Origin of the sequence: Bilifractor sp. LCP19S3_H10, assembly GCF_052119185.1 — a bacterium.
In the GTDB taxonomy this organism is placed as follows: Bacteria; Bacillota; Clostridia; order Lachnospirales; family Lachnospiraceae; genus Bilifractor.
The window spans coordinates 148,519-170,293 of record NZ_JBQKFT010000002.1; the positions used below are offsets into that span (position 1 = coordinate 148,519).

The 21,775-nt window shown below is 51.9% G+C and carries 10 protein-coding genes; 7 read left to right on the plus strand and 3 right to left on the minus strand.

From position 1 onward, the window contains the following. The first annotated feature begins 129 nt into the window (after positions 1 to 129). Both ACTQZS_RS02450 and ACTQZS_RS02455 read left to right on the plus strand, forming a co-directional pair. On the plus strand, positions 130 to 1,644 hold the full coding sequence (locus ACTQZS_RS02450; RefSeq protein ID WP_441474422.1) for an N-6 DNA methylase: 1,515 nt from the start codon (positions 130 to 132) through the stop codon (positions 1,642 to 1,644). Continuing rightward, positions 1,631 to 2,152: a restriction endonuclease subunit S gene (locus tag ACTQZS_RS02455; protein ID WP_441474423.1), complete on the plus strand. Its 522-nt coding sequence runs from the start codon at positions 1,631 to 1,633 to the stop codon at positions 2,150 to 2,152. The genes ACTQZS_RS02450 and ACTQZS_RS02455 overlap by 14 nt, the downstream gene beginning before the upstream one ends. Positions 2,153 to 2,396: 244 nt before the next feature. On the opposite strand, the gene ACTQZS_RS02460 is transcribed toward ACTQZS_RS02455, so the two are convergent. The 3 genes from ACTQZS_RS02460 to ACTQZS_RS02470 form a co-directional block, all read right to left on the minus strand. Continuing rightward, positions 2,397 to 2,594 carry a hypothetical protein gene (locus tag ACTQZS_RS02460; protein WP_441474424.1) on the minus strand — a complete coding sequence of 66 codons (198 nt, stop codon included), beginning with the start codon at positions 2,592 to 2,594 and terminating at the stop codon, positions 2,397 to 2,399. 193 nt (positions 2,595 to 2,787) lie between these two features. Continuing rightward, positions 2,788 to 3,222 (minus strand): PIN domain-containing protein, encoded by a 435-nt coding sequence (locus ACTQZS_RS02465; protein ID WP_441474425.1) that lies wholly within the window; start codon positions 3,220 to 3,222, stop codon positions 2,788 to 2,790. After that, entirely contained in the window at positions 3,219 to 3,518 is a 300-nt protein-coding gene (locus ACTQZS_RS02470) for a type II toxin-antitoxin system RelB/DinJ family antitoxin (protein WP_441474426.1), read from the minus strand. Before ACTQZS_RS02470 ends, ACTQZS_RS02465 begins: the two co-directional genes overlap by 4 nt. A 308-nt stretch (positions 3,519 to 3,826) precedes the next feature. Here ACTQZS_RS02470 and ACTQZS_RS02475 point away from each other — a divergent pair, with 308 nt between their 5' ends. The 5 genes from ACTQZS_RS02475 (at position 3,827) to ACTQZS_RS02495 (ending at position 21,719) form a co-directional block, all read left to right on the plus strand. Then, on the plus strand, positions 3,827 to 12,160 hold the full coding sequence (locus tag ACTQZS_RS02475) for a SpaA isopeptide-forming pilin-related protein (protein WP_441474427.1): 8,334 nt from the start codon (positions 3,827 to 3,829) through the stop codon (positions 12,158 to 12,160). A 151-nt stretch (positions 12,161 to 12,311) separates the two neighbouring features. After that, entirely contained in the window at positions 12,312 to 15,323 is a 3,012-nt protein-coding gene (locus ACTQZS_RS02480; protein WP_441474428.1) for a hypothetical protein, read from the plus strand. Positions 15,324 to 15,396: 73 nt separating this feature from the next. After that, positions 15,397 to 18,234 carry a hypothetical protein gene (locus ACTQZS_RS02485; RefSeq protein ID WP_441474429.1) on the plus strand — a complete coding sequence of 946 codons (2,838 nt, stop codon included), beginning with the start codon at positions 15,397 to 15,399 and terminating at the stop codon, positions 18,232 to 18,234. Positions 18,235 to 18,390: 156 nt separating this feature from the next. Further along, positions 18,391 to 19,299, plus strand: a complete 909-nt coding sequence (locus tag ACTQZS_RS02490) for a class C sortase (RefSeq protein ID WP_441474430.1) — start codon at positions 18,391 to 18,393, stop codon at positions 19,297 to 19,299. Next, on the plus strand, positions 19,278 to 21,719 hold the full coding sequence (locus ACTQZS_RS02495; protein WP_441474431.1) for a hypothetical protein: 2,442 nt from the start codon (positions 19,278 to 19,280) through the stop codon (positions 21,717 to 21,719). The genes ACTQZS_RS02490 and ACTQZS_RS02495 overlap by 22 nt, the downstream gene beginning before the upstream one ends. Positions 21,720 to 21,775: the final 56 nt, after the last annotated feature.

Sequence of the window (21,775 nt, forward strand, 5' to 3'; positions counted from 1 at the left end):
GCATCTTGAGGAGGGGAGAAGTAGATGGCAAAGATGCTGCAAATCTTTTTTCTTTTTCAGATGATCGGCCATTTAATGACCGAGTAGTTCACAGGAGCAGGGATATTACAACAAACGAGGTAACGAGTAATGGCGAAGACTTTGACTGAGGATGCAGTGCGCGATAAAGCACGTGACATTCTTGGACTTAAAGATAAAAAAGGCGTGCGCTCTGGGGTTGGACAGTTAACGACGTTCAATCAGCTTGGATTTTCGGGTGTGGCAGATAAGCCAGACGGTTGGTATTTGCCGGAAAATCATGCAGATACAGCCATAGTGCTTGAAACAAAGGCGTCTAAAATTGTCCTTGGCAAGGCGCAGGTAAACGAGGTGCTGAAGAATGTTCGCATTGTACAAACGCAGTACGAAAAGGTTGTCGGTGTTCTGTACAACGGCGAGGACGTGCGCGTGTTCAAGGGAACCGAGGAATATGAGGGTGATGGAGCAAAGGAGCTTCACAACGTCGAGTATTACACGGATTTGTTCAAGGTGGACCATATTGACAAGGAACACATCTACGAGCTGACGGCGAAGATTAATAACTGCCTGCATTTCGAGTTCGGCATCAAGAACCTGTATCATCGCATGATTTTCACGGCGTGCGCCCTTGTAGCGAAGCGTTACGACGCCTTGATGGTCAAGGGTATGGATTATTCGATGTTCACGAATGCTATTCAGTCATCTATCGGTAAGGCATTGATTCGCGATAAGCAGCAGAATCAGAAGCTTGAGCTGCTTCTCGATGTGTTTTCTGAGATTCGCATGAATCTCAACGTGAACAGCGAGGATGAGAAAGAGCAAAAGCACGTTAAGGACTTGATTGGGCAGTTTATTGAGTGGATAACGGAAATCTCTGATTGTCTTAATTCTGACGCATGGCGTGGTGAGGATGTCATGGGCATTTTCTTCAACGAGTTCAATCGTTACAAGAAGAAATCAGAAGCTGGACAGGTATTTACGCCTGAGCACATCACGGATTTCATGTACCGAATTCTTGAGGTTAACAAGGACGACAGGGTACTGGATAACGTTCCAGCACACACACAGTGCGCGTTTATTTTGCCTGACAAAAAACTGGAAAAGGCATCGAAGACACAGATAAAGCGGATTCTGAAGAATCACCGCCTGCGCAAGGTCATCAAGTTGCCAGAAGGCTTGTTCTTCGGCGTGGACGTGACCACGAGCATCTTCGTGTTCGAGGCGGGTGTAGCGCAGGATGGTAAGGAGTTTTTTGCTTGCTACATGGAGTCCGATGGGTTGGCAACGGTCAAGAACAAGGGACGCCATGACGTTTACGGAAAGTGGGCGGATATCGAGGCACATTGGGTCGATGTGATCGAGAAGCAGTCCGGCGACGATACTTGCCAGTGGCTGAACCCAGCCGAGCACCTGTCCTACCAGATGCCGCAGAAGCCGTTCGAGATATTCGAGGAGGACTTCAGGAAGACCGTTATGGACTACCTGATGTTCCAGAAAGGCATTGATGCCAAGGCGTTTGGTGAAAAACTGCTCGATACGGCTATGTATTCGAGCCGCGTTAGTGCCGGAGAATCGGAAGTGACCATAAGCCTGAAGAAGGGCGGTGAAAGCAATGGCGAAGATTGATACGAGTGGATGGAAAGAGTTTGAAATAGGCAAATTGTTTCCAAAGATTATAAAACCGCCTGTACTTCATAAACGACAGGTCATTGAAGATGAAAACGGGATTCCTTATGTCGTAAGAACGAAGTTCGATAATGGGATTAAGTGTCGTGTGCAACGCAGTGATGAAATGAAACCTAGCCCGGCGGGAGTTATATCATTTGGCGCTGAAAATGCAACGTTCTTTTATCAGCGTGAAGAATTTGTATCTGGCCGTGATATCTATTACATAGATACTCAAGATTTAAGTGATGGGGCATGCATGTTTTTGACTGCATGCTTACAGCCAATTGCCCGTAAGTATTCGTATAACTATGGGTTGTTTCCTGATTTATTGAAATCGGAGCAAATTAAACTTCCAACCGATTCTCATGGATGCCCCGATTGGGCATACATGGATTCCTTCATGGCAGAGGTCATGAAGGAATCTGAGGCTTGTCTTGAGAATCTGAGGCTTGCCTTGAGAATCTGAGGTTTGCCGATGAGAAGAAGACGGCTATCGATATATTGGGGCGGAAAGAGTTTGAGATCAGTCTATGCGTGTCAACTGTTGAACTCGCCGTGTACCGAACGGTATGCATGATGGTATGAGAGGACGACGGCTAATCACCGCCTCCTACTCGATTTTGGCAAAAGAAGTTTCACCGCACAAGGCGTGAAAAAAGGCTACTGCACTAAGAAAACAGTGTGGCAGCCTTTTTGAATGCTTTTATAAATCAGACAAGCTCTTTTTCCTCATCCATCAGACGATTTGCGTCATCTTCTGAGATCTGATATTTCTTCATGATCCGCTGCAGGATCTTTTCTTCAGAAAACCCGTAGTCTCTCATGGTATCAATCTCGTCGATAATGATTCCTTTTTCCAGACCTTTCTTTTCCCCTTCTGAAAAAACATAGCTGCTGTAGTTACACATACTGCTCACCTCCTTGCGGATTGCCTCTGTGACGGGTATGCCATAATTCTCTTCCAAATCCTGTATTTTGTCTTCAGGACTGATTTTCCTCGATAAAAGCGTGGACAGCATTTCTGTAATTCTTGTTGTCTGGTTCTATACTTTCTCCTGTTCCTCATTTTTCGGAAGACGGATCATTACTACGTGGAGGAGGTCAGTTTTCGGATTCTTTGGATGTTTTGTGATCCAGAAGGTTGAGGAGTTCTCTCGGTGTTACCACAAAAGGTTTCTTGGGAAAGTGTCTGATGTTTCCAGTAACCAGATAAGCACCGTCATCCCTTTTTTCCAGTACTACCTCATAAAAAGGGATATCCTTCATGTCGGGGAGCGTAATCCCGGAAGGGGACGGATCCACCAGGATCCCATATTTTTCTACCGATGTAAGAAGATAGTCAATAAGTTTCTCTTCGAAACCAAACTTACGGCGGCATAAAACATTCCGGTATTCTTCCGTAATAACGTTACTGTAGATAGGAATAATTTCGCCCCGGAGCATCCTGGAAACTACTTGCACAGTGGCAGCGTCATCCTTACTGGAGAGCAGGGCAGATACCAGGACGTTGGTGTCAATCACAGCATAGCAAATCATGCCTTCTCCTCCCGGCGTGCAAGACGGATTTCCTTATTGATCTCGTCCAACGACAGATCGGATACACCGTTTGCCATCGCCTGTGCCCGCAGCGCCATAAACGCCTGCATTGCCCCTTCTCTTGTAACGGAAGGTTCTGAAGCGGTTATCTCAAAGGGGATTTTCCGTTCCCGAACAACAGCCCTTGCAAAAATATTAATCGCCGTTGTTGCTGTCATACCAAAATCCTGGCAAAGACGATCAAACTGTTTTTTTAACGTTTCATCCATACGAACACTGAATGTTGCTTGTGCCATAATATGCGCCTCCTTTTTATATATATATAATATGCGAAAAGGTTTAAAAAGTCAATAATATGCAACCCAATAGGTTCGAAAATGCAGCCAAATAGGTTCGAGTAGTCAGTTACTCCGACACATTAAAACCGAAATCCTGGTCTTGAACGATTTCTTCCAAATTCGATAAGAAGGGGTATTTAAGTCCCAAAAACGAAAAAATAAAAAGAAAAACAGCTATATATACAACAGTAGAGTTTTTGCGACTTACAGAGGTCGGAAAATACTGTGTACCAGAGGTTTCAAACCTTTTGCGAAGGAGAATGTCGATGAGGAAGAAAGTATTAAGTTTAGTCCTGAGTGCCGGGATGCTGATCGGAATGGTCCCGAATTCTGTTATGGCGGATACGGCGTTCCAGTCGGAGGACACTGTTGCCGCCGGACAGACGGAAGAAGAGAAAACCGTGGAGGCGGCGGAGAAGGCAGCCCTTGCTTTTGCCACCCTTCCGGTAGAAAAAGAGGAGGACGGAAAAACAAGCCGTCTGATTGTCTCCGCAAAATCCGGAGACTGGGACGGGAAAAAACTGGGAACGGACAGCTACGCGGATTACGACGGGCTGATCGTGGCGCAGTATGATTCCGTAAAAACAGCGGAAGGATACAAGGCAAAGCTGGAATCACTGGACGGTGTGGAGGCTGTCGAGTACGACCAGGCTATGGCCCTTAGTGACGATACCGCCTTTACTGCCGACCCGGCGGATTCCGCGTCTGAATCGGATGCTTCCAGTGACACAGATACATCCGGGGAACAGGGCAAAGATTCCGTGACAAACACGGAACCGGATACCAGCGCAGAGTCGGACACGGACACAAAATCCGGGAACGAACCGGTGTCTTCCTCTTCGCCGGCTGAAAAATCGGGCAGCCGATATCTGTTTGAAGAGGCGCGTGAAGACGGGAAGAAAGTCATTGCGATCATTGATTCCGGTGCCCCGGAGGGCCTGGTGAAAAAACAGTCATGGCTCATTGACGAGTCAGAGGACAAAAATAAGAAAGAGACAGGAGAGGACAGAAACGGCCATGGGACGGAAATGGTACAGATCATCAGCAACCTGTCGCAGGATTCCTCCTATCTTTATTCCATCAAGGCATTTGACAAAGATGGCAACGGATACCTGTCCTCTGTCCTGATGGCGCTGAAGCTTGCAAAGGCCGAACAGGCAGATCTTATCAATATCTCCGCCAATACCAAAGCAAAGTCAGATTCCGCCATCCTCCAGACCGTGATTAATGACGCGGCAAGGGAAAGCCAGATCGTGGTATCCGCCGGAAATAACGCGGACGACGCCTCCGGCTATCTTCCTGCCGGCATGGATTCCGTCGTTACGGCGGGAGCCTGTGACACAGACGGATACCTGACGGATACGTCCAACTATGGGGATAAGGTCAACTACTATGTGACAACAGATTCTACTTCCAAGGCGGCTGCCACAGTAACCGGATACCTCTCGGCAGGCAATACCTTTGGGGAAGAGGTGAAGACATCTGCAGAGAAACGGCCGGCATCAGAGACGGAGAACAAGGAAACGGCTTCCTCAATCTCTTCCGGAAATGCCTCCGGCAGTTCCAGCGTATCAGGCAGTTCCGGCACGCAGCCACAGGAAGACGGTTCCTCCGATTCCGGCACAGGCTCAAAGGCCCGTCCGTTTTCTGCTGCCCGCCATGCCCCGAAATTAAACGCGAACGAAGCGAATCCATCTGATGACCGCGTAATTACAGCGGAATTCAAGGATACGCCGAACAAGGTGATCATCAAAAAAGTGGATAATAAAGGAAAACTTTTGGATGGCGGCGAGTTTACCTTTACCGATCCGAATGGAAAGAAGATCGTGAAGACAACCGCCACGGGTACGGATATCGATGCCTCCATGCAGGGAGCTGTCGTCCTGGAAGGATTGATCCCTGGCACATGGACTTACCAAGAAACCAAAGCGCCGGATGGGTATCAAATCGATGGTAATGTATATACTTTGACGGTAACACATAATGGTTTGATTAATGGAGAGACAGAGCTTGTCGATGAGATTGTTAACAGTCCTCATGAAGAACAGTATCGTCTAAAAATAAAAAAGCAGACATCTAACGGTCAAAAAGTTCCAAATGTAACATTTAGTGTTACAGATGATGTTAATGGAACATATATGGTAACGACAAACAAATACGGTTACGCCGATACTAAATATTATCCGTGGAATCAAACCGTCACCATTAAATATCATGAAGTAAGTGTTCCGGCAGATTCCGGTATCATCCTCGATCCTTCTGTACATACCATTACTGCGAAAAACGGCGTGGTAACTTCTACAGGAAATAGCACCGTCCTCGTCACCGACAAGACGAACCAGTTCCAGATCAAAAAAACGGGGACAAATGGCAAAGCCCTGCAGGGTGTGCTCTTTACCCTTACCGGCGTGGACGCATCGGGAAAGACCATATACGACAAAAGACTGATCACGGGGGAAGACGGAAAAACGGATATCGTCTCCCGCCTTCAGGCAGGAACTTACACGTATCAGGAAATCTCCGTCCCGGCAGGATACAAGCTGGATACCACCGCACATACCTTCACGGTAGATCAGAACTTCTATATCCACCTGAATCAGAACGGCAATGAGAGTATTTACCCCAGCACGACACTCGGTGACGTGGCGGTTGCCACGGTAACGAATACGAGGAACGGGTTCCGGATTCGGAAGACCGTCTCAGACGGAAGCAGCAGAAAAGGCTTCCCGTTCCGCGTATGGTCGGAGAGCAAGAACGCATTTACAACAGGGAAGGACGATACGGAAACACCCGCCTCATCCATGACGCTGACGACGGACGACAACGGTTATATCGATCTGGCAGGCCTTGCCCCAGATACCTACTACTATCAGGAGCAGCCGCATGACGGATATGTCATCGACAGCCGGGTGCATGGGTTCACCATTGACACAGACGGCAATATTTCCGCCACCTTCTACCTGGCAACAACGACCGGATCCGACGGGAAGGCAGTGGAAGGAAAGACCCCGGAGACAGCCGCCGGGAAAGGGACGGAAGCGGATCCTGCATCTGTCACCATTTCCAATACGCCGAACCGATTCACGCTGAAGAAAGTGGATGAGAACGGAAACGCGTTAAGCGGCGTGACCTTCCGCTTTACCTACGCAGGGACAGGGACGAACCCGTTCGCGGGCGGCTCTGATAAGACCACCGACGGGAGCGGACAGATCACCTTTACCAAGATGCCCGCAGGAAAATATACCTTCACGGAAATAAAACCGAAAGACAATACCTGGATCGCGGATGAATCGGGCAGCGACCCGTACAGCGAGACCGGGAAAATCTATTCCTTCGACGTACAGAAGGACGGAACGGTTGTTTCCTCCGACGCCTCTTTGAAGATAGACGGCAACGGAACGGGGAATATGAGTATCACCCGCATAAACAAGAAACACGGGAAGTTCAACCTCCAAATCACCAAATCGGATAAGACGGACGGCTCCAAACTGACCGGAGCATCCTTCGACCTGATGGAGAATATTTCCGCCACGGGAGTTGCTTCCTATCGAAAGGTCGGAACCTTGACAGGGGACGGCAAGGGCGTTTATACACTGCAAAACATCCAGATTACCAACGAGAACAGAGGACGGTTCTCCCTTGTCGAGACAAAGGCCCCGGACGGCTACGTGATTGACAGCGAATACGCAGCCCCCGGCAAAAACTTTACGGTGACGGACGATCAGGCGGACGGCAGCTACACCATGCAGATGTCTGTCACGGATACGCCGGTCACAGTCCAGTTTGTCAAGAAGGACAAGGAGGGCAACAAGCTCCCCGACGCCGTATTCAGGGTCTGGAAACAGGGTGACGCCGCGCATGGAAGCTTTGTGCGCGGCATCGAGGTCAAGAGCGACGCGGACGGAATCGTGAAGCTCACCAGATACACGCTCGGCGTACCGCTCTCCAAGGGGACCTGGTACTACCAGGAATCCAAGGCGCCCGCCGGATTTGACCTGGATACCCATACCTATTCCTTTGAGGTGACGGATACCGGCGTCAATAACAAGGCGGCCGCAGCACTTTCCGACGTCGTGGATACTCCGACACGGACCTATCCGGTGCAGATCGTCCTTACCAAGACGAATACCGCGAAAGAGACATTGGACGGCGCGGCTTTTACCGTACAGCAGTGGAGCAGGACGAAGAACGCCTACGTGGATGCCACGACACTGGCGCAGCGGGCTGACAAGAAGTACCAGAGCGTCAGCGAACTGTATATTACCGACGACAACCAGGGAAAATTCCGCGTCATCGAGACGAAGGCGCCGGAAGGGTATTCCCCGGTCGATCCTTCCACAGGAAAGAACTGGCAATATGATTTCATGGTGACGAAGACAGAACAGGCTTCCGCCTCCCAGAGCGCGGCAAAGAGCCTTGTAAAGGAAATCAATGCCGTAAACTATCCGACAGAGATAAAGGTCCACAAAGTAGACCAGGCGGACAAGCCGCTGGCAGGGGCCGTGTTCACCCTGACAAGGGGATCGGACGGGGCCGGCGACTACATCCATAACGGGACGTATCCGGACTCCTATACCGCCACCAGCGGGGCAGACGGCTACGCGGTCTTTGAAAAGATTTACCCCGGCTCCTACACGCTGGAGGAGACATCCGCTCCGGAAGGCTACGCGAAAGACACAACCACCTACAACATCGTGGTGGACGAGAACGGATACATCAACTTCAAGGGCGGGACAGAAAAGCTGCGGGAAGTAGACATCACCATGAAGAATCTCAGCAATGAGCTGGTGATCACCAAGGTGGACGGCGACAACCATCTGGCACGCCTTGCCGGTATCCCGTTCTCCATCTGGTATGGGACGGACACGGCACACGCGGTGACAGAGACGACGGATAAAAACGGCGAGATCCACAAGACCGCGCTGAAGGCCGGCCCATGGCATTTCCGTGAGCTTAAGGATAAAAACGGAAACGACATCTCCAGGACAAGCCAGATTCACTCGATAACGGTTTACCGGGACGGCAGAATGTACCGCTCCGAAGGCATGGAAGAAAAGCAGAAACTCGGCGTGACCGTCCTCAACGGGGAGAATCAGCAGGGAACGGTACGCATCCGGAAGATCAAAGCCGGGACGGATCCGTCAAACAAGGCCAACTGGATCACGGACGCCGTGTTTACCGTGACGGAACTGAATGTGCAGACCCAGCAGTTCGAGACGCGTAATGACATGCGGTTTGCGTGGAACGCCGCGTCAGGATATTACGAGCTGCAGCAGGACAAGAATTACCAGGAAAACCCCACTTCGATTAAAAACCCGAACTGGCAGACCGCTCCGCTGACATGGACCAAAGCAAACGGGGGCCAGTGGATGATCGCGGAAGCAGGCGCTGGAAGCGTGTATAAATCAGACGGCTGGAAATCCTATATTGACCTGACCGAAAAGCTGAACTGGACCTATGACCTCTATTCGCAGAACGGGAAGATCGTATCCGGAAAAACAGGGGATGAAAACATTGTAGAAAACAAGAAAAACCACCTGACGCTTAAAAAAGTAGATGCAGTAACCGGGAAGGCTGTTCCGAATTTCGGCTTTACCATTACCAACCCGGACGACGCCTCAGATGTGCACCATGTAACGACAGGGGCGGACGGGACAGCCGAGCTGACAGGGGAACTGAAAAACGGTGTGACGTATTTCATCAAGGAAGATCCCGCCATCGACAAAAACAAGACCTACCACATGGAGGAGCATCAGGATACGCTGGCGGTAGCGACGGACGGTTCCATGAACGGTGAGATGGATTACGTCTATACGGCCTATGATTACAGCCACGCGGCAAAAGTCGTGATCCAGAAGACAAGCACGGAAGACACAAACAAACGCCTGAAGAACACGAAGTTTGCCGTATACCAGTGGAACAAGAACCTGAATAACGGCAAAGGCGCTTACGAACCGACGCCGTACCGGGAACCGGTATGGTCGATGGGCGAACTGACGCATAAGGATGTGGACTGGACCTATGACGAGACGACCGGACAGTACACGGGCAGATGGCTGAAAAAAGATGATACAAACCTCGGCAAATTCCTGATCCGCGAAATTCAGAACGAACAGGGGTACACCGGAACCTGGAGCGCTGAAATTACGATTGACGACAAGGGTGCGGCTGACCAGACCTTCACCTTCAGTATGGACAACAAGAAAGCGGTATATAACGAGCCGGTCGGCATCCTCCATACCGGGGCATCCGACAATGAGACGGACAGCTCCGTACAGATACCGGACGACGAGGCATCCATCACCGACCGCGTATATTTCCACAACCTCGATGCCGGAAGAACCTATACCATCAAGGGATGGATCATGGACCAGGACGAGAACAAAGAGTATACGGACACGGATGGGAATAAGTCGCAGGCATACGTCACCTTTACGATCAGCAGCGACGGAAAGTCCCTGACCGTGGACGGCGATACGGCATACACCTATTCCCTCCGGGGCGGAAAGGCCGTCAAAGGTCTTACCTATAAACAGGGAGAGAACTGGCAGCTCGGCGAATACAAAGACCGCAAATATAAAGAAGACGGGCTGACAGAAGGAAGTGTCAGGAAGACGGACGATTCCTCCCCATACGGCAACGTGACACCGTTCGGCGTGGTGGACGGATGGATTGACGTCCCCTTCTATATGAATTCCTCAGACCAGGGCGGAACGAATCTGGTAGTTTATGAAGAGCTGTACAGCCCGACACGCAATTACAAATCGGACGGATCCGCCTACTATACGGATGAGGACGGACACGAAGTGACGATCGGAAAAGGCGGCCACCTGGTATACCGCGACGAAAATGCGGACGGTTCCTATAAGAAGGACGCAAACGGAAACTATGTGGAAATCCCGATGGAAGGTTATGGAAAGCTGCAGGCAGATCATAAGAACCTGAACGATGATGACCAGACCATCAACATCATCGTACCGGAACTTCACACGACGCTGGGGGACATTACCACCGCCTCCGACCATGAAAAGGCACAGTCTGCCGGATATTCCAAAGACAGCGAGATCGGCGGCACCTGGGATCATATCGGAAAGGTATATGATAAGGAAGTCCTTCGGGATACGGTAGGTGTCATCGGACTGTCCGGGAAAAACACCTACTTCCTGAAAGGAACACTGGTCTATAAGGAAGATTATACCGATTCCAAGGGAACCACCCATAAGGCGGGCGAAACCGTAAAGGACGCGTCCGGAAAAGAAGTGACAATCTCCCGCGTGGAAGTGCGAGACCCGAAGACAAGCACGCTTTATACCGGCTCTTACGGAAACAGCACCGTTCTGCCGCAGACAAAGACGGTCGCAAAGACCAACGGTGAGACGGTCACGGGCGTAGCGTTTACCCCGACAGAAGGAACGCTGGTTCATGAGAACGGAGAGTATCTGGACGACGCCGGAAACCATGTGACAGGCATTACCAAGAAAGTCCTGAATTACTTCAATGTCGAGTTTGACCTTGACAGCACGAACCTTGAAAACGCAAAAGTCGTGGCACAGGAAACGCTCTACGTGGTACGCAAAAGCGGAGAGGTCATCGCGCTTACCACGCATGACAATTTGGAAGACGCGAAGCAGTCCGTCTACTACCAGACCATTAAGACGTCCGCGGCGGATTCCTCCAAGACCGGTTCCAAGGTAAGAAGCGGAAACCAGACCGACAAGGAAGTTGCGAGAAGGAACGGCAAAGACGTGATCTGGGATACCGTCACCATCAAGAACCTGAAGCTTGGAAACATCAAGATGGAAGAGCAGACAAACGAGAAGGGCAACCCGATTTACCAGAAAGGCACGGCCGCAGGAGTTAAGATTGACGGATCTTCCACATATGACAAGTATCCGGTCGTGGATATTACGGCAGAAGGGAACAGTAAGTACCAGGTACACGGCGTGCTGATGAGCCGGACCCAGAAGACACCGATCCTCGTGAAAGGAAAACGGATCGAGACAACCGTAAGCCTGGAGCTTGCCCCGGTTACAACAACCGGGACACTGACAGACGCTCAGGCAAAATCCCTGGTGACAGTAACCGGGACTACATCGGTCAACGCGCCGGAGATTGTCAGCGTGACAGCGCACTACAGCGACACGCTAATGGCCATCGACACGAAAGACGAAAACGGAAAAGTGTACAAAAAAGCGGATGAAAACGGACGTTTGAAACCGACGAAGAAAACGGCGACCATCAACCTTCCGGAAACGGTGGATCTTGTGATCCGGATTCCGGTCGAGATTGACGACGTGCAGTATCTGGAAGGCCAGAAGACGGTCGTCTTCGAGGATCTGTTGCACACGAACACAACCTACGACAGCACGGTAAAAGCGGATTACGGAAAGGAGACCACACATACGGTCGCTTACCACAGGGACTACAACGATGATTTCCAGACCATCTTCTTCCAGATGTTTACGGACACGCTGTTTACCGGCGGTCCGGGCGTAAAACTCTTCTACCTGACCGATATCGGCCTGATCGCGGCAGTCACCGCATGGCTGGTATACCGGAGGAAAAAGAAAAAAGCGCTCCGAAAAGCGGAAGAAAAGTAAAAAAAAGGTAAAAAACGGTACAAAAACCGGATGCTGAGAAAAAAGCATCCGGTTTTTGCATTTTTTTGAAAAAAGCAAACGAAAAACAGTCATATATAAATGGACGCAAAAAAACTTGTTTTGATCAAACCAATGGGAAAGGAGAAAAAATATGAACAAGTTTGCAAAAAAAGCCGCAGTCAGCGCACTGGCCGCGGGACTTGCGATGTCGATGCCGGCAGCCGGCATGGTATCCGCTTTCGCGGATGACAGCACAGACACGCAGGGGACAGAGAGCACATCCACCGATTCCGCAAAGCAGGATCTGGATGAGGCACAGCAGAAGTATGTAGAGGCGGAAAACAACCTGTCTTCGGCAAAGAAGGGCACGGCTGCCGCACAGAAGGCAGCAACCGACGCACAGACCGCAAAGGACACCGCCGATGCGGCCGAGGCGGACGCAGAGGCAAAAGCAGACGCCGCAAAGAAGGCGGATGATGCCGCAAAAGCGGACAAAGATGCCGCAGACGCGGCACAGGCGGACGCACAGACAAAAGCGGATACCGCCGCACAGACTTACGCGGACAAGAAAGACGCATACGAGGCAGCAGAAGCTTCGGCAAAGACGGCATCCCTTGCCGTGCAGAATGATGACGGCGTGAACTCCGCAGCCGCGAAACAGGCGGCGGTAGACCAGGACGTTTTCAACCGCGCCAAGGCTGCCACCGCTGTCGCACAGGCAGATAAGACCGCCGCGGATAACGCTCTTGCCGACGCGAACAACGCCGCTTCTGCCGCAGAGACCGCAAGCGAAAATGCGGAAGCTGCACAAAGCGCTGCCGATACCGCGCTTGCGAGCGCCAAGGAAAACTATGAAAATGCAGTGGCAGACCGGGACGCAAAGAAAGCGGCTTATGAGAGCGCATCTGACAGCCTTTCCAAGGCACAGAAGGCGTATGACGATGCCAGCAACATGCTGAAGGCGCAGGACGAGACCGTCGCCCATGCCCAGGAAGAGCTGACAAAGGCCCAGGAAGCACTTGACGAGGCATCTTCCGCCAAAGATGACGCAGATGCTGCTCTTGCTGTCGCAAAACAGGCAACTGCGGATGCGCAGCAGAAAGTGACGGATGCGAAAACAGCAGACAGCGGCAAGGATTCCGATCTGACCGCGAGAAAGAGCGCGATGGAAAAAGCGGAAAAGGACTATACCGCGGCAGAGACTGCGGCCCAAAAAGCCCAGAGCGCTTATGATACCGCAAAGAAGAACAAGGAAGACGCGGCAAAGACCCTGCAGGGCGCACAGGACGCCAAAGCTCTTGCCAACGCGAAAGTAGCGGATCTGAACACCAAGCTTTCCAGTCTGAAAGACGAGGTAGACAAGGACAGCGGCGTTTATGCGGATATCGCAAAGAAACAGAGTAACCTTAAGGAAGCGAACGCGACTCTTACGCAGGCAAAGCAGGACGAGGCAAATGCCCTGACAGCCTATAACAACGCACAGGCGGCTGCCCAGAAGGCGAAGAATGAGCTGGATACCGCAAGGACCGCATCCGGCACCGGCACAAAGGATCTGGACGCAGCGCTGAAAAAGGCGGAAGCAGCGAAGACATCCGCGGATGCCGCTCTTGCCAAAGCCCAGAAGGCACAGACAAGCGCACAGGCGCTGTTTGACAAGGCGAACGCCGACCTGAAGAGCGCACAAGACGCATACAATAAGAAGAAAAACGCCGTCAACAAATACAAGCTCAAAAAGGCACAGACCGCTTACAACACCAGGAACACAGCGCTCACAAGCGCCAATAACGCGCTGAAGAACGCACAGGATGCCGAGAAGAAGGCTGCAGATGCATTAACGGCTGCAAAAACGGCTGCAAATGGCGGATCCGGCAGCTATGCCTCCCTTGAAACCGCAAGCAAAAATGCGGATGCGGCACAGGCAGACGCACGGAAAGCATATCAGGTAGCAGTGAACAAGAGAGATGCGGCGGAAAAGGAAGTGGCTGCCGCACAGGCTGCTTACGATGCTGCTGCCGCGATCAAAAACGGAAGCGCAACAAGCACCGGAACGACCACAACCGAAGCGACCCTGAATGCAGACCTCACGACTGCCAAGGCTGCCCTTGACAAGGCATCAACGGCTCTCGATCAGGCAGCAGCAGCGAAGAAGACCGCAGATGATGCTTTCACAGCGGCAAACGGCACTTCCATTCAGGCAGAGCAGACGCTGGCAGAAAAGAAGACAGCTCTCGACAAGGCAAAAGAGGATTACGCATCCGCTACCAGGGAAAAGAACAATTCCGCTTCCGGTCTTGCGTCCGCAAAGGATGCTCTTGCCAAGGCAGAAGAGGCACAGGCTGCATCCCAGAAGGCAGATGACGAGGCAGCCGCAAAGGTTTCCTCTGCTCAGAAGTTTACAGATGAGAAGCAGGCGGAGCTTGATCATGCCAACAACATGACCGACACCCAGAAGCAGAACGTAAAAGACAAGGCAGAGGCGGCAAAGAACTCCCTCGACCAGAACCAGAAGGATACCGATACCGCACAGGCGAACCTCACCGCAGCCCAGAAGGCGGCTGACGATACCAAGGCTGCCTACGATGCTGCTGTCCTCTATCAGAGGGCAATGGCAGACGCGGCAAGCAAGGCTGCACAGGCAAAAGAGGACGCAGACAAGGCAGCAGAAGCGGCACAGCAGAAGGCAGACGCAGCAGCAGACGCCCTGAGTGAGGCACAGGCAAACCAGGCGGCTGCACAGTCCACTGCTGACGCAAGCGAGAAGGCATATGGCACCGCAGGATCCAGCCTGCAGGGCAAGGTAGATGCGTCGAACGCGGCACAGGAAGCCATGGCTTCCGCTTATGCCGAGATGAAGGACGCAGAGCTTGCGAGCAAGCAGGCAGCAAGGGCCCTTGCAGAGGCAAAGGGCAAAGCGTCGAACGCGGCAGCTGCCCTTACCGCAGCAGAGGCAGAGCTTACCGCTGCCAACAGCGTTCTGGATGCCGCAAAGACAGCTGCGGCAAATGCGGCATCCGCTCTTGCGGACGCAGAGAAGGCACTGGCAGACGCAAAGGCAAAACAGCAGGATGCAGAATCCGCCCTGTCTGACGCAAAGACCGCTCTGGATGACGCAAGGACCGCTTATTACGGGGGATCCCCGGACAGCGGCATCAGCGTAGGGTAAAATCAGCCGAAATACCAGCCCCTTTCCGGGCCCTTCCGGAAGGGGCACCAAAAATATATAAAGGAGAAAGAGAATGCATAAGATGAATGGCACATTCAAGAAAGCGGCAGCACTCGGCGCGGCGGCTCTCCTGACGCTTGGAAGCAGCGTCCCCGCATTTGCGGCGACTTCCACAGCGACCACAGGGGTCCGTTTCACCGATTCTGTCATCGACACGAACGCCAAAGGTTCGATCACGCTTTATAAGATTATTGAGAACAATGGACAAGTTGCCCAGGCGGACGGCACCCAGCAGGCCATCAACACGAATGCCAATGACAGCCAGTCCATGACCGTGACCACACCGAACCGTCCCGAAGGCGCGGACGCAAACGGCGGCACGGAGGAGTTTAACAATACCAATTCCGACCACGTGTATTCCGATACCCAGCAGGGGACGTTTAACGGCTCCGAAAACGGAAAGAGCAACGGCAACAGTGTTCTGGAAGGCGGACAGAGCGCGTCCGGACATACCGATTCCGGCAGAGACAATGAGACCTATGACGGCGATGAGTCCAGCCAGAGCCTGGTTGTTCCGGATGTCGGTTTTTCCTACCGCAAGATCGCTGACATCGTGACCGTGGCAGGAAAGGTAAACCGTCAGAAGGCAGACGGAAATGACGAGACCACCGATACCGAGACCAGAACACAGGATGATTCCTATACCGGCGTCGGCCTGTATTACACCAACCTGGACCAGAGCTTTTTGGACCTTGGTGCCGATTTCGGCATCACCCCGGAGGCAACCTCTCTGACCGACGCGGACGGCGTTCCGATTGACAATGACATGGGCAACAGCGCATACTACACCGCGGCATCCCTGGAAAATTACATCGCGAAGATTGAAAACCTCGGAACCGGTGTCGCGACAACCTACGCAGACGAAACCGGTGCTTCCGCTCTGACAGGCCTGACACGGTACGGCGATACCAAGGCCACAGACCACGCGGTACAGTCCGAGGACAAGGCATATGGAAACTTCGCACTGACGGATGCAGAAGGCAAAGCTACGGTAACAGAACTCCCGCTTGGCCTGTACCTGATCGGAGAGACAGATATCACCCATCATGACGGACTCGATGACGCAACCGGTGAGGAGCTTGGACGCGACGAGGATACCAACGACGCCGAGTTCCCGATCCTGAAGAACCGCGCAGAGCCGTTCCTGGTATCGGTTCCGGCAACCAACGTGTCCACGCTGACACAGAAGGATGAGACCGGCAAGACCGTATCCCATAACCCGGGAACCGTATGGGTTTATGACCAGTACGTATATCCGAAGGATTCCACTGTGAATGTTTCCAAGGCCATCCTTGATCCGGACGAGTCCGGCGAAAGGAATGAGAAGACACTGAGAACCCGTGAGGACTACCAGATCGGTGATACCATCAATCAGGTGATCTGGGCAGACGCCCCGGTACCGCAGCCGGCATACGACATTACCGCAGACACCGACCCGGATACCGCCAATACCCCGAACAGCCAGAGGGCTTATCAGAGATACCGCATCTCCGATAAGATGGAAAGCTCCCTTTCCTTCGACGGTGTTACAAAGGTTGCGATCATCAACAAGGTTGCCAACCCGAAGACCGATCTTGACCTGACATCCGCAGACGGATACAAAGAGCTCTCCGAGGGCACCGATTATATCGTTACCGCGGCAACTGCCAAGGGCGAGGCGGACAAGGCTGCTTACAAGCAGAGCGATTACGCGACCAGAAGCCTTCATGATTTCACCGTTGCGCTGACCGCGGACGGACTTACCAAGCTGAACACGATCCAGCAGGACTCCCAGGTTGTCGTCTTCTTTGACGCTACCCTGAACAAGGATGCCATGATCGGACCGACAGACGGCGCACAGGATACCACAACCAACGCGAACGTGGAGCAGGATGCCAACATGAACCAGCCGACCCTCGATTTCAAGGATTCCGCATGGCCGGAGAGCGAGGTAAAGGGCAACAAGGTTTACGTGTTTACCCATGAGCTGGATATCAAGAAGGACGGACTTTCCGATCCGACAAAGGCAGAATTCGTCGTAACCCGTAAAAATGACGCGAAAGCGGCTGCAGACAATGTGACAAACACAAAGAACGTTACCGAAGGCCCGACCGTTGCAAACGGCGCAAACCTGACCGAGTTCGGGCGCGACAGCATTGATACCACACAGCTTGCACATACCAATGCTTATTATAAGAACGCTCCGACCGAAATGACCGGTCATCTGGCATTCGTCAAAGAGGCAGACGGTGTTTACCACCTGTATGACAACGCACTCGATGATGTCAACAACGAGTATTCCGCAAAAAAGAACGCGGGAGCCGTAGGAAAGACAGACGACGCTTCTTATGACACGCTGGCAGAAGGAACCGGAAATGTCGGCGATGTCGTAACCGTTCTGCATCCGGACGGAAACGGAAAGCTTCTGGTAAAGGGACTTGACGCAGAGGCGAATACCTATACCCTCAAGGAGATTGCAACCGAGAACGGACACAACCTCCTGAGCAGTACCTTTGATGTGAACCTTGCCGAGGTAGACAAGACGGCGCAGGCCGGATCTGACAGCTACAACGATGAGGATGTATGGAAAGACGGACGTCTGGTTTCCGTAAATCCCAACATGGATGATGAGGACAGCAGAGCAAAGATCAAGAATGCCTCCTGCGTGAGCATCGGGGATTCGATTGCACCGCTTTCCGTGAACCAGAGAAACAACGGTATCGTTGAGCTGGAAGTAGACAACTACAAAGCCATTACCCTCCGTACCGGTGGTACCGGCAGAATGATGATTTACCTGATTGCCGGCGCAGGCGTGGTGGCACTGGTGATCTATGCCGCAAAGAGCAAAAAGAAAGCACAGAAAACAGCATAAACCGTTTTTTAGAAAAGACGGATATCAATGACCGGAGGCTCTGCCCGCACCGCAGCTGCGGGCGGGCGGGCTTCTTTTATTATTTGTTTCTACCATTTGTTTCGGTCGGGCCTCGTATGAGGCACGTGGATGGAAATTGATGAAGGAATATTTTGGATGAATAAACACGACACGATACGCTATTTCATCATCTGGTTCGGGATTGTGGCAATCGCCCTGCTGGTTTGCATGCCTCATATTATGAGCGCATATAGCGAGATGAAGATGACGACGGTAATCAAGGGATACGACAGTTCGGTCTCCGATCTGTCCGAATCTGAGATCGCGAAGATGAAAGACGCGGCGGAAGCCTACAACGAAAAAATCTATGAGCAGCAGAAGTACACGCCATTCCGTTATCAGGGAGCGGGTCCGGGGAAGAAGGATAAGGAATATTACAGCCTGCTGAACCCGAATAAGGAATACGATATGATGTGCACCATGTCGATCCCTAAAATCAGCCTGAACCTTCCTGTCGCACACGGGACGAATGGAGATAATCTCTACTACGAGTTAGGGCACATGTACGGGACTTCTCTCCCATGGGGCGGGGACAATACGCACAGCGTCATTGCCGGGCATTCCGGGCTAAAAAGTGCCGATTTGTTCACCAATATTCATAAACTAAAAAAGGGAGATAAATTTTACATTTACATCCTGGACGAGATCCATGAATACACCGTGGACCAAATCCTGACGGTCCTGCCGTCAGACGAATCGCAGTACCTCCAGGTAGAGGACGGGAAAGACCTCTGTACCCTGTACACCTGCACGCCGATCGGTGTGAACGACCACAGGCTTCTGGTCAGGGGCACAAGGACCGGGACGCAGAAGATAAACGCCGGAAGCGGCGGTTCCATATCAGACAATCACTTTGAAAAAGAGGCCCTGATCAAGCTCCTGTTATGGCTCATGCTCCCGATGGCTCTGTTCCTTGCGGGGGTCATCCGGCTCATTTATTTGGAGAAAAAGGCGAAACAACAAAACTTGGAAGGAGAAGCAGAATGCGAAACTGGAAAAAAATAGAGACATTGGGGTTGGCAGGCCTGATGGTTCTCGGGATACTGTCTTCGGCCGTACCTGCCATGGCGGATACCGTCACCATGCATACCGTGCAGGCATCCGACGGCACTGCCATCCATTATTCAGAAAATAATTTTGACCCGTCAAAAACGGGATCGCTGACGATTTATAAATATGAAGATAATGAAGGCGTGATGGACGAAGGAGACGGACAGTACCACAGCCTGGAGGATCTGAACACCGCGTTCGGGCTGTCGGAAGGGCAGAAGCTTCGTCCGATGTCCGGGGTACAGTTTACCGCAACAAAGATTGCGGATATTTCGGAAATCGCTGGGACAACCGATACAAGGATCGCCTATACCGGTGTGGACGCCGCATTTACGGCGCTCCTCAAGTCCTACGGAATCAACCTGAACGTGTCGCGTCTTTCCCTGCCATCTGGTGAAAACGTGTCCAGCTGCACCTTTAAGGATATGGAAAATGCCCTGAAGGCGATGAATGCTTCCACGGGGACGACAGACAAAGAAGTGCCGGGCGAGACAGCCCTGATCCGTTACGGAAAGGATCATCCGACAAAGCAGTTCCCGCTGACAGACGGCAAGGGCAAAACGTCCCTGACGGATCTGCCGCTCGGATTGTATCTGATTACGGAAACCGATTACCGTCCCTCTGCAAAGGCCGTTTTGGAATCACAGCAGGGAGCGGAGGACGTACAGGGGGATACCACACAGAACCATCAGGATGTCGAGAATTTTTCTTCCCCCTATCTGGTATCTGTCCCAATGACCAACATTTCCACGCTTGACGGAAAGGAAGCGGGAACCGTATGGCAGTATGACATCACATCCTATCCGAAGAACCAGACGACCTCCATCACAAAAAAGATTGTTTCTTCGGATCCGGAGGACAAGCTGCTGCTGGAAGATTATGAGGACTACGACATCGGGGATACCGTCCGACAGGTCATTTACGCGGACGCCCCGGCAAACCTGACGCTGGATTACCACGATCTCGGGTATAACTCACAGGCGGAATTGGATGCTGCGGTGAAAGCCGGAACAGAAGATGAACGGTCTTTGTATCAGGCAAGGCCGTATACAACCTTTGCGATTTCCGACTCCATGACGGAAGGACTGAAATTCGGCAGTGTGGAACGGGTGTTTCTCACGCCGTATGTCGGAAGCCCCTCCACAGAAATGGGGTTTGAACAGTATACCTCAACGGAACAGGGGAAAAAGCAGGAGCTCCAGGTGAATCAGGATTACGTGGTTATCAAAAAACCGATAACCGGGAACGCGGTCTCGGATTCCGGAAGCTTCACCGTTCCGGCGGATAATAAGGCGTCCAGTACCGAATTTACCGTTCAGCTGACCGATAAAGGCATTGCAAAGCTGAACGCTCTGACGGATAAGATGAGAAGCCAGGTGGTGGTTTATTTCACCAGTATGGTGACACCGAAAGCCAGAATCGGCACGGATTTCAAAAACACCAACCAGGCTACGCTCACCTGGAAGCACAGCAACACGTCAACCCATACCAAGAAATCCAATGAAACCCGTATTTTCACCTATGAACTGGATCTGACAAAGACCCCGGGAAGCGGGACATCCGGCAATGCCAACAAGAGCAGCTTCGACCCGTCCCAGGCCGCCTTTACGGTAAGACAGATGGTTACGTCTGGCCACGGATACGCGGGTGAGAAGGGATATCTGCAGAAAGGACACACGGCAGATACGGCGGGACAGGTACAAGGACTTCTGGCCAATGCGAATAATCTCGGACATCTGGACGGAAAGACGGGCGGGGATACGGATTACGTGCGGTTTGTAAAGGAAAGTGACGGCGTTTACCACGTATATTCCAAAACGTCGGATTCTTCTAATACGCCAGTAACTACCATCCATCCGGCAAAATCCGGAAAGCTTCAGATCAAGGGGCTGGATTCGGAGACCTACCGTTTTCAGGAGACCGATACCGACACAAGGTTCAGTCTGTTTTCGCAGACCTTTGATATCACGCTTTCGCCGCTTTCCCAGACCGATCAGGAAGGCACGCAGAAGGGCGGGGGCAACGGGCTGACGCAGGAGCAGATCCAAAGCTCCAGCACGGCAACCAATTACCTGGCAGCTAACGGCCTTGCCGTGAACCATGTGAACGGACAGCTGGCACAGGCGACCGTCACGACCGGGAATACCCGGAATGTCACCATGAAGCTTGGCGGAACCTACAACAACGAACAGTCGTATACAGGGGCTTCCGCAAAAGGGAAAAACAATGGTGTGGCATCTTTGACGGTGAAAAATGATAAAACCATTACTCTGCTGACAGGAGGAACGGGAAGATATATCGTTTATGCGTCTGCGGCAATCGGCTGTCTGATTCTGGCGGTATATACGGCAAAGACAAAGAGAAAAAAGTCATAACACTGTCTTCAAGAGGAGTTTTTGCAAAAAAGAGCAGAAAAAATTAAGAAGAAGTA

Coding starts and splice junctions, on each gene's coding strand:
- ACTQZS_RS02470 (WP_441474426.1), bottom strand. CDS start 3,518: ATGGCACAAGCAACATTCAGTGTTCGTATGGATGAAACGTTAAAAAAA.
- ACTQZS_RS02495 (WP_441474431.1), top strand. CDS start 19,278: ATGCGAAACTGGAAAAAAATAGAGACATTGGGGTTGGCAGGCCTGATG.
- ACTQZS_RS02450 (WP_441474422.1), top strand. CDS start 130: ATGGCGAAGACTTTGACTGAGGATGCAGTGCGCGATAAAGCACGTGAC.
- ACTQZS_RS02460 (WP_441474424.1), bottom strand. CDS start 2,594: ATGTGTAACTACAGCAGCTATGTTTTTTCAGAAGGGGAAAAGAAAGGT.
- ACTQZS_RS02475 (WP_441474427.1), top strand. CDS start 3,827: ATGAGGAAGAAAGTATTAAGTTTAGTCCTGAGTGCCGGGATGCTGATC.
- ACTQZS_RS02455 (WP_441474423.1), top strand. CDS start 1,631: ATGGCGAAGATTGATACGAGTGGATGGAAAGAGTTTGAAATAGGCAAA.
- ACTQZS_RS02485 (WP_441474429.1), top strand. CDS start 15,397: ATGCATAAGATGAATGGCACATTCAAGAAAGCGGCAGCACTCGGCGCG.
- ACTQZS_RS02490 (WP_441474430.1), top strand. CDS start 18,391: ATGAATAAACACGACACGATACGCTATTTCATCATCTGGTTCGGGATT.
- ACTQZS_RS02480 (WP_441474428.1), top strand. CDS start 12,312: ATGAACAAGTTTGCAAAAAAAGCCGCAGTCAGCGCACTGGCCGCGGGA.
- ACTQZS_RS02465 (WP_441474425.1), bottom strand. CDS start 3,222: ATGATTTGCTATGCTGTGATTGACACCAACGTCCTGGTATCTGCCCTG.